The organism is Sphingobium chungangianum, from assembly GCF_977014255.1.
Genome location: NZ_CDRNIV010000006.1, coordinates 2,016,260 through 2,035,024 on the forward strand (window position 1 = coordinate 2,016,260; position 18,765 = coordinate 2,035,024).

General features: G+C 60.9%; 15 protein-coding genes. 3 read left to right on the forward strand and 12 right to left on the reverse strand.

From position 1 onward, the window contains the following. Positions 1-110: 110 nt before the first annotated feature. A complete protein-coding gene (locus ACWNC0_RS17095; protein WP_449474647.1) occupies positions 111-1,406 on the reverse strand; it encodes a chloride channel protein in 1,296 nt (431 codons plus the stop codon). Between the two features lie 507 nt (positions 1,407-1,913). On the opposite strand from ACWNC0_RS17095, the gene ACWNC0_RS17100 reads away from it, so the two are divergent. After that, positions 1,914-2,108 (forward strand): KTSC domain-containing protein, encoded by a 195-nt coding sequence (locus tag ACWNC0_RS17100; RefSeq protein WP_449473324.1) that lies wholly within the window; start codon positions 1,914-1,916, stop codon positions 2,106-2,108. Here ACWNC0_RS17100 and glmS read toward each other — a convergent pair. The 3 genes from glmS to glmU form a co-directional block, all read right to left on the reverse strand. Continuing rightward, positions 2,095-3,918 carry a glutamine--fructose-6-phosphate transaminase (isomerizing) gene (gene glmS, locus ACWNC0_RS17105; RefSeq protein ID WP_449473326.1) on the reverse strand — a complete coding sequence of 608 codons (1,824 nt, stop codon included), beginning with the start codon at positions 3,916-3,918 and terminating at the stop codon, positions 2,095-2,097. The two genes, ACWNC0_RS17100 and glmS, sit on opposite strands and share 14 nt — an antisense overlap. A 92-nt stretch (positions 3,919-4,010) precedes the next feature. Further along, positions 4,011-4,823 carry a metallophosphoesterase gene (locus tag ACWNC0_RS17110; protein WP_449473328.1) on the reverse strand — a complete coding sequence of 271 codons (813 nt, stop codon included), beginning with the start codon at positions 4,821-4,823 and terminating at the stop codon, positions 4,011-4,013. Between the two features lie 41 nt (positions 4,824-4,864). After that, a complete protein-coding gene (gene glmU / locus ACWNC0_RS17115) occupies positions 4,865-6,157 on the reverse strand; it encodes a bifunctional UDP-N-acetylglucosamine diphosphorylase/glucosamine-1-phosphate N-acetyltransferase GlmU (protein ID WP_449474648.1) in 1,293 nt (430 codons plus the stop codon). 155 nt (positions 6,158-6,312) lie between these two features. Between glmU and ACWNC0_RS17120 the strand changes: the two genes are divergently transcribed. Both ACWNC0_RS17120 and ACWNC0_RS17125 read left to right on the forward strand, forming a co-directional pair. Then, the gene (locus ACWNC0_RS17120) at positions 6,313-6,981 is read left to right on the forward strand and encodes an HAD family hydrolase (RefSeq protein WP_449473330.1); all 669 of its coding nucleotides are present in this window, start codon (positions 6,313-6,315) and stop codon (positions 6,979-6,981) included. 139 nt (positions 6,982-7,120) lie between these two features. Next, positions 7,121-8,293: a GGDEF domain-containing protein gene (locus ACWNC0_RS17125; protein ID WP_449473332.1), complete on the forward strand. Its 1,173-nt coding sequence runs from the start codon at positions 7,121-7,123 to the stop codon at positions 8,291-8,293. Positions 8,294-8,347: 54 nt separating this feature from the next. Here the strand turns inward: ACWNC0_RS17125 and lpdA are convergent, their stop codons facing one another. The 8 genes from lpdA to ACWNC0_RS17165 form a co-directional block, all read right to left on the reverse strand. Then, complete coding sequence (lpdA, locus tag ACWNC0_RS17130) at positions 8,348-9,748, reverse strand: dihydrolipoyl dehydrogenase (RefSeq protein ID WP_449473334.1); 1,401 nt, start codon at positions 9,746-9,748, stop codon at positions 8,348-8,350. 133 nt (positions 9,749-9,881) lie between these two features. Further along, on the reverse strand, positions 9,882-11,135 hold the full coding sequence (gene odhB, locus ACWNC0_RS17135) for a 2-oxoglutarate dehydrogenase complex dihydrolipoyllysine-residue succinyltransferase (protein WP_449473336.1): 1,254 nt from the start codon (positions 11,133-11,135) through the stop codon (positions 9,882-9,884). Positions 11,136-11,143: 8 nt separating this feature from the next. Beyond that, positions 11,144-13,939: a 2-oxoglutarate dehydrogenase E1 component gene (locus ACWNC0_RS17140; protein WP_449473337.1), complete on the reverse strand. Its 2,796-nt coding sequence runs from the start codon at positions 13,937-13,939 to the stop codon at positions 11,144-11,146. A gap of 89 nt (positions 13,940-14,028) precedes the next feature. Further along, positions 14,029-14,913, reverse strand: a complete 885-nt coding sequence (sucD, locus tag ACWNC0_RS17145) for a succinate--CoA ligase subunit alpha (RefSeq protein WP_449473339.1) — start codon at positions 14,911-14,913, stop codon at positions 14,029-14,031. A gap of 98 nt (positions 14,914-15,011) precedes the next feature. Next, on the reverse strand, positions 15,012-15,974 hold the full coding sequence (gene mdh / locus ACWNC0_RS17150; protein ID WP_449473341.1) for a malate dehydrogenase: 963 nt from the start codon (positions 15,972-15,974) through the stop codon (positions 15,012-15,014). A 272-nt stretch (positions 15,975-16,246) separates the two neighbouring features. Then, positions 16,247-17,359, reverse strand: coding sequence for a cell division protein ZapE (gene zapE / locus ACWNC0_RS17155; RefSeq protein WP_449473342.1), 1,113 nt, complete (start codon positions 17,357-17,359; stop codon positions 16,247-16,249). Further along, on the reverse strand, positions 17,356-17,817 hold the full coding sequence (locus ACWNC0_RS17160) for a PaaI family thioesterase (protein ID WP_449473344.1): 462 nt from the start codon (positions 17,815-17,817) through the stop codon (positions 17,356-17,358). Before ACWNC0_RS17160 ends, zapE begins: the two co-directional genes overlap by 4 nt. A 4-nt stretch (positions 17,818-17,821) precedes the next feature. Then, a complete protein-coding gene (locus ACWNC0_RS17165) occupies positions 17,822-18,610 on the reverse strand; it encodes a succinate dehydrogenase iron-sulfur subunit (RefSeq protein WP_449473346.1) in 789 nt (262 codons plus the stop codon). Positions 18,611-18,765: the final 155 nt, after the last annotated feature.

The following is an 18,765-nucleotide window of genomic DNA, read 5'->3' on the forward strand; positions in this document are numbered from 1 at the left end:
GGGTGGCTCGGGTTGCGTGACAGCAAACCCATCTTGGCACCTAGATGCCGTGAGCGGGAGCCATCCACCTCATCCACCTGCGGAAGGCGCCTGGGCAAGATGGACATTATCTAAGCCCGCTTCGCCTCGTGTGAAGTGGAGCGGAACTGCCCGGACAGAGCGTGATAAAGTTTTTGGCGACAAATCATGGTGCTGACGGCATCCGCGATCAACGCCGTCGCGAACAAGGGTAAAATCATGGTCCGGTCGGCCGTCATCTCCATCATGATGATCACAGCAGTCATCGGCGCCCGAACAACACCTGTAAAATATCCAACCATACCAAGCAGTACCACGGCGCCTGAAGGACTGTTGGGGAAAACGGAGGAAATCAACTGACCAAGACCAGCTCCGACCGACAGCGACGGGGCAAATATGCCGCCAGGAGCGCTACTAAGCGCTGTAGCAAGGGTGGAGATAAACTTCGCCGGGCCAAAGCTCATGGTCGAACCGTGGCCAACGAGGAGAAGTTTGGTGGTTTCGTAGCCGGTGCCCCATGTAAGGCCATTCGTGACGCAGCCCGTGATGGCGACGATTAGCCCACATCCCGCCGCGAACATGACAGGACGAGACCGAATACGGATCAGCACTGGGTGGCGCGGCCATGTAGCCGCGATAAGAATGCGGGAGAAAATACCGCCGAAAAAGCCTCCAAGCACTCCCGCTATCGGCGCAATGAGAAGCATAGCCCGGAGCGGCAGATTTCCGTTCATCGCCCCGAAATACACATAGTCTCCCGCCAGACCGAGGCTCACCAATCCCGAGATCATCACTGCGGCCATCACCATAAGGGCCACTTTCTGCTCAAACGCAGATGCCAGCTCCTCGATCGCAAACGCAACCCCGGCAAGCGGGGTGTTGAAAGCTGCCGCCACGCCTGCCGCGCCCCCCGCGATAATGATACCGCTCGAGACGGGCACCCGAAGCCAGCGATGAACCGCGACCATGAGTGCCGCGCTGATTTGTACGGTTGGACCTTCGCGTCCTGCCGATCCACCGACGAGTAGCATGCTGATCGTGCCGCATAACTTGGCCCCAGCCGTCTTCAGCGACAACAATTCCCCCCCCGCATGCAGGTCTGGGTTATGACTGGCGGCCATCACCTGCGGGATGCCAGACCCACGAGCAGCAGGAAAGAAGCGCAGCGTGGCATAGGCGACTGCCGCGAAGACCAAGGGCGTGACGATGAGAGGCGCATAGCGCGAGATCGTCACTACTTGCAGAAAAATATTTTGAGAAAACTCACCCATCCGAGCAAAAACAATAGCCGCCAGACCGAGTATGATGGCGCCTGCAACGGCAGCCAACCGGCTGTGGACGGCAGCGATATGTTTGCCGGTCAGTGGGATACGAATAAACGGGCGCATGGCTTGGAAATTATCTGGAATGTAGAAATCATATGCCCCCGGAGACACCTCCCACGCTGCGAAGCGGGCAGTCCGGCCGTGAACATCCACCTCATAAACGTCAAAGCCATGAATTGGCTTGGAATAAAGGGGGCGTGGAAGTGAACTTCGCCGATTCTGCGCCAACGAGGAAAAATGCGGCCACTCTTTGAATCGTCCAAAGGCCATTCTACGCCTTGGGATCTTACGCCCAGAGGATTCCAATCCATCGACATGGATTATCCCTTAACGGAACGTAGGCTCATTGGAACGGGAAATTGACCACGGAGCGGCAACAAATGGTCGAAAGCCTACCCTCCTCATTTCGTCATGCCAGCGCATGCTGGCATCTCGGTCGATGGCGCTCGACCTCGCTCACGAGATCCCAGCTTGCCGCTGGGATGACGGAGAAAGGACAGCTGCACGGGACCGAAACCATGCCACCGCTCGAACATGAAACATCTTAGGCCATCGATCATTACATAAGCCGTGCCATCCACAGCCATTCGCGAATTTCACTATAACGCGGCCGAACACCGGCTGGACGTCCAGTTCATCAGCGGAAAGCGTTACAGCTATTTCGATGTGCCGGAAAATCTGGCTGCGGAGATGACCAAAGCGACCTCGAAAGGCGGCTTTTTCAACCACCACATCCGTGATCGCTTTCCCTTCACTCGACGGTGACGGACTTCGCCAGATTGCGCGGCTGATCGACATCGGTCCCCTTCGCCACCGCCACATGATAGGCCAGCAACTGCACCGGCACCGCATAGACCATCGGCGCGATCAGCGGATGGACCTTGGGCATGGTGATCGTAGCGATGCAGCCCTCGCCCGCCGCCTTCACGCCGTCATAGTCGGAAATCAGCACCACCTTGCCGCCGCGTGCCTGCACTTCCTGCATGTTGCTGACGGTCTTTTCAAACAGCGGCCCGCTGGGCGCCAGAACGATCACCGGCACCTTGTCATCGATCAGCGCGATCGGGCCATGCTTCATCTCGCCGGCGGCATAGCCTTCGGCGTGGATATAGCTGATTTCCTTGAGCTTCAGCGCCCCTTCCAGCGCCAGCGGATAGTCCGGCCCCCGGCCGAGATACAGCACGTCCCGCGCCCCCGCGATCAGGTGCGCCATGCCCTCGATCGACTCATCATAGGCCAGCGCGCCGTTGAGAGCCGCAGGGGCTTCGGCGAGGTGACGGACCAGCTCCTTCTCCGCCTTGGCATCCAGCCGCCCCTTGGCTCGCGCAAGATTCGCCGCGAACGCCGCCAGCACCGCCAGCTGGCACGTAAAGGCCTTGGTCGACGCGACACCGATTTCCGGCCCGGCATGGGTCGGCAACAGCAAGTCAGCCTCCCGCGCCATCGTACTGGTGGGCACGTTGACGACCGCCGCGATCTTCTGCCCCTCGCTACGGGCATGGCGGAGAGCGGCCAGCGTATCGGCGGTTTCGCCCGATTGGCTGATGACGATCATCAACCCGCCATCCTCCATCACGGGCGCGCGGTAGCGGAACTCGCTTGCCACATCGATATCGACGGGGACGCGGGCGAATTGCTCCACCCAATATTTGGCGACCATCCCGGCATAATAGCTGGTTCCGCACGCAACGATCGTAACGCGGCGGATCGCGCCCAGGTCGAAATCCGGAATGGGCAGCGACACCCGGTCTTCCATCCGCTGGAGATAGGATTTCAACGTCTGAGCGACGACCACCGGCTGCTCGTAAATCTCCTTGAGCATATAGTGGCGGTGATTGCCCTTGGAGATCAGCTCGCCCGTCACGCCGGAAATGGTGATCGGCCGCTCGACAGGATTGTTGTCCTTGTCAAAAATCTCCGCGCCCTCTGCGGTGATGACGACCCAGTCGCCCTCCTCCAGATAGGCAATGCGCTGCGTCAGCGGCGCCAGCGCCAGCGCGTCGGAACCCAGATAGGTCTCACCCTCGCCATAGCCCACAACCAACGGCGAACCGAGCCGCGCGCCGATCAGCATGTCGGGATGACTGCGGAACAGGATGGCCAGCGCAAAGGCGCCATGCAGGCGGGGCAGCACCTGCGCCACCGCGTCCTTCGGCGAAGCGCCCTGCTCCACCAACTCGCTCACCAGATGCGCGACAACTTCCGTATCCGTTTCGCTATCGAAACGACGTCCGCGGCTGGTCAGTTCCTCCCGCAGCGGCTTGAAATTCTCGATGATCCCATTGTGCACCAACGCCACTTCCTTCGTGGCATGCGGATGCGCATTGCTCGTCGTCGGCGCCCCATGCGTCGCCCAGCGGGTATGTGCGATCCCGGTCGTCCCCGGCAGCGGATTATTCGCCAATTCCTTCACGAGATTGGCGAGCTTCCCCTCAGCCCGCCGCCGCTCGATCGCGCCCTCATAAACGGTCGCGACCCCCGCGCTGTCATAGCCGCGATATTCCAGGCGCCTCAGCCCATCGACCAAACGCTCCGCCACATCGTCCTTACCGATGATCCCGATGATACCGCACATGAATCCTGAGCCTCAAAGCTATGCAAACAAACGACCAACCCGTTTCGCGCCCACCTATGCCATGATCGACGGATCAGCGACAGGGTAGACAGTCATTCTGGACGAATTGTAACCAGCCAGACATCTGGCGGCGAAAGCAGCCTGATCGGCAGGCCACTGGTGCCGATCCCCGCCGACACGATCATGGATTTCGCATCGTCACGATAGACCCCGCAAGCATAGCGGGTGCCGAAGCGGGACGGCACATAGACAATCCCAGCAAAGGGCAGCGCCACCTGACCACAATGCGTGTGCCCCACCATCGCCAGCAACGGCCTGTCGGGCAGGGAAGGAAAAACGTCTGGCCCGTGGGAAAGGACTATCTGAGCGCCGCCCATATCCTCCATCTCCTGCAACACGCCGGGGACATCCGGGCGGTCAGTGTAAATATCGCGCAACCCGCCGATCACCAGCGGCCCCCGGCGCACGGCCTGATCGGTCAAAAGGGTGATCCCGATCCGCCGAAAGAGGGCGCGCCATTGGGTGCGGCTGATCTTCGCGTAACGGCGCGCGTCGTGATTACCGAGCACCGCCAGTACACCCATCGGCGCACGAAGAGCTGAAAAGGGCGCGATACTCGCGACCGGATCATAAACCGCACCGCCCTTATGATCGCCGATATAGTCCCCGCCCAGCAGGATAAGATCGGGCTTCAGACCGTTCACCTGACGCACGATCCGCGCCATCCTATCGGGACTGTTATCCGGTCCCGACAAATGAGAATCGGTCATCAGCGCGACCGTCAACGACCGTCGCGGCGCGCCTTCCGGAAATGGTAGCGCGATCTCCATCCGGCGCACCACCGGCGTGGCCCGCGCATTAGCGATAAGCCAGATGCAAGAGCCTGCCGCAATCAGGCCCAGCATCAGCAGCGCCCAAAGGCACCCTCTACGACCAGATGGGGATTTCACTTGGCCGCTTTGCGCGCCTGCATTCCAGCGCGGAACCGCGCCGCCCATCCGGGCTTGCCCTCCTGCGCGGGCCGGACGAGGCAAAGAGCGTCCGCCTCCACCTCCTTAGTCACCACACTCCCTGCGCCGACGATCGCGCCTGCCCCGATCTTGACCGGAGCGACTAGCGCGCTGTTGGAGCCGATGAACGCCCCCGCGCCGATTTCCGTCTTATATTTGAAAAAGCCATCATAGTTGCAGGTGATCGTACCCGCGCCGACATTGGCGCCTGCCCCGATGGTGGCATCGCCAATATAGGACAGGTGATTGACCTTCGCGCCTTCGCCCAGCTCCGCCTTTTTGACTTCGACGAAATTGCCGACCTTAGCCTTCGCGCCAATTTGGGCACCGGGACGCAGTCGCGCATAGGGGCCGATCTCGGCACCCTTAGAGATGGTTGCGCCCTCAATGTGCGAGAAGGCGTGGATGACCACATCGTCGGCCACCGTCACGCCCGGCCCAAATACGACATTCGGCTCGACCATGACATCGCGGCCAAGTTCGGTGTCATGCGCGAAGAATACGGTTTCCGGCGCTACCAGCGTCACGCCATCACGCATCGCCTCGCTACGCCGCCGGTCCTGCCAAGCAGCCTCGATCACCGCCTGTTCCGCGCGGCTGTTCACGCCAGCCACTTCCCACGCCTCGGTTTCGATGACGGCACTTTGAGCGCCGGGCAACATGATGATGTCGGGCAGATAATATTCGCCCGCCGCATTGTCGTTGCCGATCTTGTCGAGCAGGACAAAAAGATCCGTGGATCGTACAGCCATCAGGCCGGAGTTGCACAGCGTCACCGCCCGTTCCGCCGCGTCGGCATCCTTATATTCGACCATCTTGCCGATGATGCCTTGGCCGTTGGTAATGATCCGCCCATAGGCGCCCGCGTCCTCGGGTCTGAAGCCCAGCACCACCGCGCGCAGGTCATCTCCCAGGTTCAGCCGGTCCAGCATGGCCCGCATGGTTTCCGCCCGCACAAGCGGCACATCGCCATACAGGATCAAAATGTCACCCGCAAAACCGGCAAGCGCGTCATGCGCCTGGGCAACCGCGTGGCCAGTACCCAACTGCTGCTCCTGCACGGCGATCACCGCGCCAGTTCCGGCGACGGCGGCTTCCACTTGCTCACGGCCCGCGCCAACCACGACGACCTGCCGCTCGGGCTGAAGCTCCGCGACACTGGCCAACAGATGCAGCAACATTGGCCGACCCGCGACCGGATGGAGCACCTTGTGCTTGGCTGACTTCATGCGCGTACCCTGCCCGGCGGCAAGGATGATGACGGCGAGTGGGCGGGTGGCGGTCACGGCGGAACGCGTCCTCTTTAGCAGGAAGGTTATGAATCTGATCGCTCTCTGCCACGTTTGCCTTGCCTTTGCCACCGGAGAGGCCGCATGAGCCGCGCATGATCAGCATTCCCTTCGATATAGTGGGTTTCGACCTCGACGGCACCTTGCTCGACACGAGCGGCGACCTCGCCGCGGCAGTCAATTACGCGATCGCGACGGATGGCCGCCCGCCTTTTCCCGTCGACGCCATCCGCCCGTTCGTGGGCAAGGGCGCGAAAGTCATGCTGGAACGGGCGCTAACCGCATCGGGCGGCTATGATGACGCCCTGCTGGCTCGGATGCTGCCGACATTGCTCGATTATTATGAGCAGAATCTTGCCATCCATTCGGTCCCCTATCCCGGCCTCATGAACGCGATGGAAGCTTTGGACAAAGCGGGCGCGAAGCTTGCGATCTGCACGAACAAGGCTGAACGCTTCACTATTCCCCTGCTCCATCAGATCGGCCTTTCCGAACGTTTCGTCAGCGTCATTGGCGGCGACACGCTTGGCGTAGCGAAGCCGGACCCAGCGCCGATCCACGAGATGATCGCGCGCGCTGGCGGCGGCCGCACGATATTCCTCGGCGACACGATCAACGATATCGCGGGCGCTCGTAACGCGGGAGTGCCAAGCATAGCGGTCAGCTTCGGCTTCCTCGACGGCCCCGTCGAACAACTGGAAGCAGACGCGGTCATAGATCATTTCGATGAACTGATGCCGCTTCTCGAAGGTTGGCCAGGCTGATCGTCAGCCGTTTGATCCATAGCGGATGAACATCTCGTCGATTTTGGAAGTATTTTTTAAACAAAGGCTTATACCGCCGCCCCAACGGCGGCTTCGTGCCTGCCGATCCTCCGGGTAACATCAGGTAAAGGCAGTCAGCATGGGAGAAAATTTCGCTTTCTTCCTGCCGATCATGATGGCCAGCTTTAGCATCGCGTTCCTGATCATCTGTAACTGGCATGTGCGGGCCGCTGCCTGGTGGAGCGCGGCCTTCTTCTGCGTCGCTGCGGGATTTGCGGCACCCGTCGGTTTTGCCGCAATGCCGGACCCTGTCTGGAGCATCATCGCTGATCTGCTGTTTGCCACCGGGTTCCTGCTTTTCGGTCAGGCCCTGTTGCAACGCTGGCGACCATCCTGGCTTCTGACGGCGCGGCTGATGATCTGGGGCGGCTCGATCCTGCTGTGCATCCTCGCCTATGCGATGGACAATCTACCGCTCGAACTGGTCGCCTCGGACTTTGGCTGCTTTCTCCTGATCGGACTTCCTCTTGTCGCGGCGAAGGATCACTTGCGTACAGGGGCCGATCGGACGTTGTTCGCCGCTGCATCGCTCGTCGCATTGGATAATTTCGTTCGCGGCACCACTGTCCCGCTCACGCTGTCGGAGAATGGCGACTTCCTCACCAGCGAATATGCCTTTTTGATGCAGGCGCTTGCATGCATATTCGGCTTGTTTCTCGCGTTCGCTGCTCTTGCGACGCAGGTGATCGACATACTGAGTCGCTATCAGCGGGAAGCCATGGTCGATCCGTTATCCGGCCTCTTCAATCGTCGGGGATTCGATGACGCCATCCAGCGTAGGCAATCGGATAGACTGCCCGCAGGAAGTCTCCTTGTCTGTGACATCGACCATTTCAAGACCATCAACGACGAATATGGCCACGCATCCGGCGACCAGGTGATCAGGGCGCTTTCGCGTCTTCTAACCACATTGGCTCCGGAGGGCGCGGTCGTGGCCCGCTTCGGTGGAGAGGAATTTGTCCTATTCCTACCGGGCATCAATGCAGCACATGCGGCGGAGATCGCGAACAAGCTGCGCGAAGGCTTCACCGCGACGATTGCAAAGCAACTACGGCTCAGCCGTCCATTGACTGCCAGCTTTGGCCTATCGACCACTCAGCGCAGCGACACGTCAATCCACGACACCATCGCTCGCGCGGATGATGCACTCTATGACGCAAAGGCGCGTGGCCGGAACCGGGTCTGCATCCGGCGCGCGCTATCCTCACCAACCATAGCGGCGGCGTCCACGCCCCGCATCGCCAGCGCCTGAAAAGCAGAAGGGCCGCACAGCGGCGGCCCTTTCCAACTTCGCCAAAGGCGCCGATCACATGTGGATCGGCTTGCCCATGACCGCCATTGCGGCTTCCTTGATCGCTTCGCTATGCGTCGGATGCGCGTGGCAGGTATAGGCAATATCCTCGCTCGATGCCCCGAATTCCATCGCCTGTGCCGCTTGCGCGATCATCGTGCCAGCCACGGTCGCGATGATCCACACGCCCAGGATCCGGTCGGTTTCCGCATCGGCGATCACCTTCACAAAGCCGTCGGGCTCATGATTGGTCTTGGCGCGGCTGTTCGCCATCATCGGGAACTTGCCGACCTTGACCGCACCGCGCTCCTTGGCGGCTTCCTCGGTAAGGCCGACGCCTGCAATCTCCGGCTTCGTATAGACCACCGACGGGATCACCGCATGGTTCACGATCCCGGTCAGCCCGGCGATATTCTCGGCGACGGCAATGCCCTCGTCCTCAGCCTTATGCGCGAGCATCGGGCCGGGGATCACATCGCCGACGGCCCAAACACCGGGGACCTTAGTTGCAAAGTCATGATCGGTTTCGATCTGCCCGCGCGCATTCAGCTCAAGGCCGATCTTGTCGAGACCCAGTCCATCTGTATTGGGACGGCGGCCGATCGACACCAGCACGACATCAGCCTCGATCGTCTCCGAAGCCCCGCCTGCGGCAGGCTCAACCGTCAGGCTGACGCCCTTTTTATGCGCCTTGGCGCCCGTCACCTTGGTGCCGAGCTTATATTCGAAGCCCTGCTTTTTGAACATCTTGTTCGCTTCCTTGCGAACCTCGCCATCCATGCCCGGCAGGATCTGGTCGAGAAATTCGACGACCGTCACCTTCGACCCCAGACGGCGCCAGACCGAACCCAGTTCCAGCCCGATGACGCCCCCGCCGATGACGACGAGGTGATCCGGAACCTTGTCCAGCTCCAGAGCGCCAGTTGAATCGACGATCAGGCCCTTGTCATTTTCCACTTCGACGCCTGGCAGCGGCGTCACGGAGGAACCCGTCGCGATAATGATATTTTTCGCGGTCACGGCCTTGCCCGCGACATCGACCGTGTTCGCGCCGGTAAAGCTCGCACGCCCGTTCAACCAGTCGACCTTGTTCTTTTTGAACAGGAATTCGATGCCGCCCGTCAGGCCCTTCACGGCATCCTTGCGCTGGCCCTGCATGGTATCCAGATCAAGGCTCATCTTGTCGATCTTGACGCCAAGCTTTGCGAGCGCGCCACCTGCGGCCTCCTCATAAAGCTCCGACGCGTGGAGCAGCGCCTTCGACGGAATGCAGCCGACATTCAAGCAGGTGCCGCCCAGTGTCTCACGGCTCTCGGCGCACGCAGTCTTGAGACCCAGTTGAGCCGCGCGGATGGCCGCGACATAGCCCCCCGGACCCGCGCCGATCACCAGGACGTCATAATCGAAGTCAGCCATCTCAATCTCCGTTCGCCCTTGTTCCGAGCCGCTTGTCTCGTCCCAACCTGTCAAAGGGCATTACTTTTTCTTTCGTCCCCTAGAAAGGACAGGGCTTCAACAGGCTCAGCCCGAACGGAATGAAAGGTTGATCTTACAGGTCGATCAGCAGACGGGTCGGATCTTCGATCGCGTTCTTGACCGCGACCAGGAAGGTCACCGCTTCACGACCATCGATCAGGCGATGGTCGTAGCTGAGCGCCAGATACATCATCGGACGGATGACGATCTGACCGTCGCGGACGACAGGACGATCTTCGATCCGGTGAAGGCCCAGAACAGCCGACTGCGGCGGATTGATGATCGGGCTCGACAGGAGCGAACCGAACACACCGCCATTGGAGATGGTGAAGGTTCCGCCCTTCATATCTTCCATGGTCAGCGTGCCTTCCTTGGCCTTCTTGCCAAAGCCGCCAATCGTCTTTTCGATGTCTGCGACGCTAAGGCTTTCCGCGTTGCGGATCACCGGCACGACCAGGCCGTTCGGGGCCGACACGGCCACCGAGATATCGGCGAAATCATTATAGACGATCTCGTCGCCTTCGATCTGCGCGTTGACGCCCGGAATGTCGCGCAGCGCCATGCAGACGGCCTTGGTGAAGAAGCCCATGAAGCCCAAACGGACACCATGCTTCTTCTCGAACAGGTCCTTATATTTCGCGCGCGCTTCGATGACATTTGTCATGTCGACGTCATTATAGGTGGTGAGCAACGCCGCGTTATTCTGCGCTTCCTTCAGGCGTTTGGCGACCGTCTGGCGCAGGCGCGTCATCTTGACGCGCTCCTGACGACGGCTCGGGCCAGCAGTAGGCGCCTCGGCAGCAGGCGCGGCAGCCGGTGCAGACGCCGTCGCCTTGGCCGTGCCCGCAGCTACGGCGGCCATCACGTCATCCTTCGTTAGGCGGCCGTCCTTGCCGGTGCCCTTGATCTTGCTTGGGTCGAGTCCATGCTCCAGCACCAAGCGGCGAACGGCTGGAGACAGCGTCAGGTTGCCGCCCTCATCCTCATCGACCGGCGCCGAAGCCGCAGGAGCAGGAGCAGGCGTGGCAGCCTCTGCCTTGGCAGCCGGAGCGGAAGCCGGGGCAGCTGCGGGCGCCGCAGCAGCAGCCGCGCCCTCGTTGATCATCGCCAACAGCGCGCCGACGTTCACCGTGTCGCCTTCCTTGGCGATGATGTCGCCCAAGGTTCCCGCGACCGGTGCGGGCACATCCACCGCCACCTTGTCGGTTTCCAGGCTGACGATCGGCTCATCGGCCTTCACCGCCTCGCCGGGCTTCTTCAGCCACTGACCAACGGTCGCTTCGGTAACGGATTCGCCCAGCGTGGGGACTTTGACTTCAGTTGCCATGAGCTGTGTCAGCCTTTCTTCTGGCGGCGGATTTCTTCACGAACGCTGTGACCCAGCGCATCGGCTACAAGGGCGCCCTGTTCGGCGACATGGCGCTTGGCCAGACCCGTAGCGGGCGAAGCGGCAGCCTTTCGTCCAGCATAGCGAGCGCGCATCGGCGCCTTGCCGGCAAGGCCCAGCGCTTCCTCGACATAAGGTTCGACGAAGAACCATGCGCCATTGTTACGCGGCTCTTCCTGGCACCAGACCACCTCTTCCAGGTTGGTCATGCGCTTGATGCGCGTGGCCAACGCTTCGGTGGCGAAAGGATAGATCTGCTCGATACGAACGATCTGAACATCCTTGTCACCCGCCGCGTCGCGCGCTTCGAGCAGATCATAGAAGACCTTGCCGGAGCACAGGACCAGCCGCTTCGTGTCAGCGTCCGCCGCTGCATGCGGATCGGACAGGATGCGCTTGAAATGCGTCTCCCCCACAAAATCCTCGGCCTTGCTCACCGCCAGCTTGTGCCGCAGCAGCGACTTCGGCGCCATGATGATGAGCGGCTTGCGGAAGGGGCGCAGCATCTGACGGCGCAGGACGTGGAAATAATTGGCCGGCGTCGTGATGTTGGCGACCTGAATATTCCCTTCCGCACACAGCTGAAGGAAGCGTTCCAGACGCGCCGAGCTATGCTCTGGCCCCTGCCCCTCATAGCCGTGGGGCAGCAGGCAGACGAGACCGTTCGAACGCAGCCACTTCGTCTCGGACGAGGCGATATATTGGTCGAACACGATCTGCGCGCCGTTAGCGAAGTCGCCGAATTGCGCTTCCCACAACACCAGACTCTTGGGGTCAGCCAGCGCAAAACCATATTCAAAGCCGAGCACGCCATATTCAGACAACGGCGAATCCAGCACCTCGAACCGGCCATGCGGCACGGTCGAAAGCGGGATATACTTCCTCTCGCTATCCTGATCGACCCAGACAGCGTGACGCTGGCTGAACGTGCCGCGCCCCGAATCCTGGCCCGACAAGCGGACACCATAGCCTTCGGACAGAAGCGATCCGAAAGCGAGCGCCTCACCAGTAGCCCAGTCGAAATTCTGGCCTGACTTGAACATTTCCGCCTTGGCGTCGATCACGCGCTTGAGCGTCTTGTGGACGTTCAAACCTTCCGGAACGGTGCTGAGCGTTTTGCCCAGGCTATCGAACAGCTTCTGGCTGATCGCGCTTTCGACATTCTGGCGCGATGTTTCGGCGTCGGCCGGCTTGTGCAAACCCGACCAGCGGCCAGCGAACCAGTCGGCCTTATTGGCCTTGTAGCTCTTGGCCGCCTCAAACTCTTCTTCCAGATGATTGACGAAGTCGCCCGTCACCTTGTTGACGAAATCATCGTCAACCACGCCTTCCGCCTTCAGGCGCGCCGAATAGACGTCGCTGACGGGGGGATGCTGGCGAATCTTCGCGTACATCTGCGGTTGCGTGAAGCTCGGTTCATCACCTTCGTTGTGACCGAAGCGGCGATAGCACCACATGTCGATCACGATGTCGCGATGGAAGGTCTGGCGATATTCGATCGCCAGCTTGCACGCGAAGGTCACAGCTTCCGGATCGTCGCCATTGACGTGCAGGATCGGCGCCTGAACACCCTTCGCCACATCGCTCGGATAGGGCGAACCGCGCGAGAATTGCGGGCTCGTCGTGAAGCCGATCTGGTTGTTGACGATGAAGTGGATGCAGCCGCCAGTATTGTAACCGGAAACGCCGGAGAAGCCGAGGCATTCCCAGACGATGCCCTGACCAGCAAAGGCCGCGTCGCCGTGGATCAGCACAGGCAGGACCTGCTCATGCTTCTCCAGATCATCGCGGAAAGTCTGCTGCGCGCGGACCTTGCCCAGAACCACGGGATCGACGGTTTCGAGGTGCGACGGGTTGGGCACCAGCGACATGTGCACCTTGATGCCGTCAAATTCGCGGTCGGTGGAGGTGCCGAGATGATATTTCACGTCCCCCGATCCGCCGACATCCTCGGGGTTCGCAGTGCCGCCCGAAAATTCGTGGAAGATGACGCGGAAGCCCTTGGCCATCACATTGGCGAGTACGTTCAGGCGGCCGCGATGGGCCATGCCGTAAACGATCTCGCGCACGCCCAGCGCACCGCCATGTTTGATGATGGCTTCGAGCGCGGGGATCATGGACTCGCCACCATCCAGACCAAAGCGCTTGGTGCCGACATATTTGCGGCCCAGGAACTTTTCGTACTGCTCGCCCTGGATCACCTTGGACAGGATCGCCTTCTTGCCTTCAGGCGTGAAGTGAATCTCCTTGTCCTTGCCTTCCAGCCGGTCCTGAAGGAACACGCGTTCCTCGACATCGGCAATGTGCATATATTCCAGGCCGACATTGCCGCAATAATTGGCACGCAGGATCGCGACGATCTCGCGCACTGTGGCATATCGCAGACCCAATGTGCCGCCCAGATAGATCTTCCGCTCAAGGTCGGTGAGACCATGATATTCCGGGGTCAGGTCTGCGGGCAGTTCGCGCTGGGTAAGCCCCAAGGGATCGAGATTGGCCGCCAAATGGCCGCGCACGCGATAGGTGCGGATCAGCAACTGGGCACGGATCGCATCGTCAGCGGCGCTGACTGCGTCGGCGTCAGAGACTGACTTGCCCGCAGCCTTGGCGGCAGCCTTCACCGCCACCTGCATCTGCGTCGGATCGAGCGCACCGGTCAGATCATCAGTGTCCGCCAGCGGCCAATTGGGGCGTGCCCAGCTCGGCCCGCGTTCCGTTTCAAAGTCCTGGTTCTCGTAACCCATGCCTTAAGTCCCATGCCGACCGCGTGCAGTCGCGAAGCGGGGTATCAAAGACGGCCGGGGTGCAGCCCGGCCACCTTGTCTGCCTTTGCTTAGCCCTTCAGGACTTCGACAAGCGTCGAGCCCAATTCGGACGGGCTGGCGGCGACCTTGATCCCGGCGGCTTCCATCGCCGCGATCTTGCTTTCCGCGTCGCCCTTGCCGCCCGACACGATCGCACCGGCATGGCCCATGCGGCGGCCCGGAGGCGCCGTACGGCCAGCGATGAAGCCAGCCATCGGCTTCTTGCGGCCACGCTTGGCTTCGTCGATCAGGAACTGAGCCGCCTGTTCTTCTGCGTCGCCGCCGATTTCACCGATCATGATGATCGATTCGGTCGCGTCGTCGGCCAGGAACAGCTCCAGCACGTCGATGAAATTGGTGCCGTTGACCGGATCGCCGCCGATGCCGACAGCCGTGGTCTGGCCCAGGCCCGCATTGGTGGTCTGGAACACGGCTTCATAGGTCAGCGTGCCCGAGCGCGATACGACGCCGACGCTGCCCTTGGAGAAGATCGAACCGGGCATGATGCCGATCTTGCATTCATTGGGGGTCAGGACGCCGGGGCAGTTTGGACCGATCAGACGCGACTTCGAACCCGACAGGGCACGCTTCACGCGAACCATGTCCAGCACCGGAATACCTTCCGTGATGCAGACGATCAGCGGGATTTCCGCATCGATCGCTTCCAGGATCGAATCGGCTGCGAACGGCGGCGGCACATAGATGACGGATGCATCGGCGCCGGTCTTCGTCTTGGCTTCGGCAACCGTATCGAACATGGGCAGGCCGATATGGGTCGTACCACCCTTGCCCGGCGTAACGCCGCCGACCATCTGCGTGCCATAGGCCAGCGCCTGTTCAGTGTGGAAGGTGCCGGTCGCGCCGGTCATACCCTGCGTAATGACCTTGGTGTTCTTGTTCACCAGAATGGACATGTCAGTCCCTTTGCATTCTGTGGAGGTGGCACTTCAGGTGAAGGCGGCACACCCCAGGCTGCTCACTCACCTGGGGTATGTCGGTGCAGCTTTTTGGCTCAGGCGAGCGAAGGGTCGATGCCCTTGCAGGCTTCCAGCAGTTCCTTGACGGCATCGACGGACACCTGAAGGTTCGCCTTGGCCTCGTCATCAAGTTCGATCTCGATGACCTGCTCGACACCGTCCTTGCCGATGATCACGGGCACGCCGACATAGAGGTTGTCGACGCCGTACTGACCAGTCAGGTTCGCGGCGCAAGGCAGCAGGCGCTTCTGGTCGAACAGATAGGCTTCCGCCATCGCGATGCCGCTCGTGGCGGGCGCGTAGAAAGCGGAACCGGTCTTGAGCAGACCGACGATCTCGCCGCCGCCCGAACGGGTGCGCTGAACGATAGCGTCGATGCGCTCCTTGGTGGAACGGCCCTGCTTGATGAGGTCGGGGATGGGGATGCCGGCGACGGTCGAATATTCGACGACCGGAACCATCGTGTCGCCATGGCCGCCAAGAACGAAGCTGGTCACTTCCTTCACCGACACCTGGAATTCTTCGGCCAGGAAGTGGCTGAAGCGCGCAGAGTCGAGAACGCCCGCCATGCCGACGACCTTGTTGTGCGGCAGGCCGGAGAATTCGCGCAGCGCCCACACCATCGCGTCGAGCGGGTTGGTGATGCAGATGACGAAGGCGTTGGGGGCGTTATTCTTGATGCCCTCGCCCACGGACTTCATGACCTTTAGGTTGATACCCAGAAGATCGTCGCGGCTCATGCCCGGCTTGCGGGCGACACCGGCGGTAACGATGATGACGTCGGCGTCCTTGATGTCGGCATAGTCGTTGGTGCCGATGATCTTCGAGTCGAAACCTTCGACCGGGCCGCACTGCGACAGGTCGAGCGCCTTGCCCTGAGGAACGCCTTCGACCACGTCGAAGAGGACGATGTCGCCCAGACCCTTGAGAGCGGCGAGATGCGCAAGCGTACCACCGATATTGCCAGCGCCGATCAGCGCGATCTTCTTACGGGCCATATGCAATCATCCTCCAAGCACGGAAATTGGGATTGCCCGCCCGCTTAAGCCGATCTCATTAATGATTCAACCAACTAAACGGGGTTTGAGAGATTTATCTTTGCAATTCATTCGCAGTTGCATTAATGACCTTTTCGCCCCTGTTCGTTACGCGCTTCTACCCTGGCGCTGACTTGTCCCGCAGCGGCCACCTGCCGGGCGCTTCCTCTCAGAAGGAAGCGTCCGGGCCATTTTCAATGTGATGAATAAATACCCCGCAGCGCCGAACGGTGCTATTTCGGGCCGTGCCCGAGAGCGAGATAGTCGTCCGACTGCATTTCCATCAGACGCGAAACCGTACGTTCGAATTCAAACGCTCCGTCGCCGCGAGGATAAAGCTGCGGGGGCTCCGCATCGGCCGATGCGAGCAGCTTGACCTTATATTCGTACAAGGCGTCGATCAGCGTGACGAAGCGGGCGGCTTCGTTACGGTTCTCAGTCCCCAGCACCGGGATGCCGACGAGGATGACGGTATGAAAGCGCCGCGCGATCGCCAGATAGTCCGGCGCGCCGCGCGCCTCAGCACATAGGCGCTTGAAGGAAAAGACTGCCACGCCCTTCAGGCTCTTTGGCACGTGCAAGGTGCGCCCACCCTGCACCTTTACGTCCTCCACAGGAACCTTTGCCCGATCCTCCACCGGATAGTCGGTAAGGCGGAAGAACGCCTCGGACAGCGCCTTGGTAGCCGCTGGACCATTGGGCGAATGCCAAAGCTGCGCGTCGCCCAAACGATCCAGCCGGTAGTCAGTCGGTCCATCCAGGGTCAGGACGTCCAGACGATCTTTGATCAGGTCGATGAACGGCAGGAAAAGCTGACGATTGAGGCCGTCCTTATAGAGTTCATCCGGCGCGCGGTTGGAGGTCGTGACGACCGTCACCCGCTTGTCCAGCAGCCCGGTGAACAGACGTGACATGATGGCGGCGTCGGCCATGTTGTTCACGACCATCTCGTCAAAGCAAAGCAGCCGCGCCTCTTCGGCGAGCGAGTCCACGACCGGAGGGATGGGATCACCCTTCTCCGCCTTGCGAACCTCCGCCAGCCGTGCATGCACGTCGAGCATGAATTCATGGAAATGGGCGCGCTTCTTGCGCTTGACCTGCACGGTGTCGAAGAACAGGTCCATCAGCATCGACTTGCCCCGGCCGACGCCACCCCACATGTAGAGACCGCGTGGCGGCTCAGGCGCCTTTCGCAGCAATTTCCACAAGGTCGACCCGCGTGGCGGTGCCGCTTCCAATTCCTGCTGAAGCGCGTTCAGCCGTGCTGCGGCGGCCTGCTGATCCGGATCAGGACGCAATTCCCCGGCCGCGACGAGCGCGCGATAACGCTCGATAACGCTGATCATTTGGGAACCGGCACCTTTCGCACCGTGGCGGTCGAGGACGCGACCAGCCCGTCATCCTGATGCAGGGTCAGCCGCATGAAGAATAAGCGCCCGGTTTCCTGCAAAACCTCGACATCGGCGCGCAACGGCTGGCCGACTTTACCGGAGCCGCAATATTGCATGGAAAGATCGACAGTGACGGCAGCAGCCTGCTCGGGACGCCCCATGGCCGCCAGCGCCGCAAAATAAGCATGGTCGGCAAAGGCGGCGAGAAAGCCGCCATGCAGCGCGCCGTTGCGATTGGCGTGCGACTGGCGAGTTTCCAGCATCACCGTGGCGCGGCGATCACCCGCACCTTGCGAATAGCTGGGGCCGACCGATGTGCTAAGGAATGTCTCTGGAACCGGATCATTCCAGCGCAGCCAGTCAGCCCAAGGGCCTTCCAACACCAGGGTTACAGGACCAGCATTATCGTCCACTGGATTAAAGCTGCCGTTCGACCATCATCTTCTTGGTCTCCGCGATCGCCTTGGCAGGGCTGAGACCCTTGGGGCAGACATTCGCGCAGTTCATGATGGTGTGGCAGCGATAGAGGCGGAAGGGATCTTCCAGCTCATCGAGACGCTCGCCAGTATATTCGTCACGGCTGTCGGCCAGCCAGCGATAGGCCTGAAGCAGGATCGCCGGGCCGAGGAACTTGTCGGAGTTCCACCAGTAGCTCGGGCAGCTGGTCGAGCAGCAGGCGCACAGGATGCACTCATACAGGCCGTCGAGCTTTTCGCGGTCTGCGGGCGACTGGAGCCGCTCCTTGCCGCTGGGCGCGGGGCTGACGGTTTGCAGCCACGGCTTGATCGAATTGTACTGCGCATAGAAATGCGTGAAATCGGGGACGAGGTCCTTAATCACATCCATGTGCGGCAGCGGCGTGACGCGCACTTCCTTGCCCGCGCACTCCTCGATCGAGGTGGTGCAGGCAAGGCCGTTCTTGCCGTTCATGTTCATCGAACAGGAACCGCAAATGCCTTCGCGGCACGAACGGCGGAAGGTCAGCGTCGGATCATATTCATTCTTGATCTTCAGCAGCGCGTCGAGGACCATCGGACCGCAATTGTCGAGGTCGATCTCGAACGTGTCATAGCGCGGATTCTGACCCGAGTCGGGATCGTAGCGATAGACCTTGAAGCTCTTGACGTTGCTTGCACCGTCAGGCGCCTTGTGGGTCACGCCCTTACCGGAAATCTTGCTGTTCTTGGGCAGGGTGAATTCGGCCATGGTTTAAGATGTCCTCCGTCCGCGCCGATAATTATATGGGGGCGCGCGCCAGAGGCCCTTAGCGCCTCGTTCCGCCATTTGCTACCCATCAAAGCAGCAAAAGCATGAAGCGATTTTTGACGGTTAGAGTAGAGAGCGTTCAATCTGAATCTCTC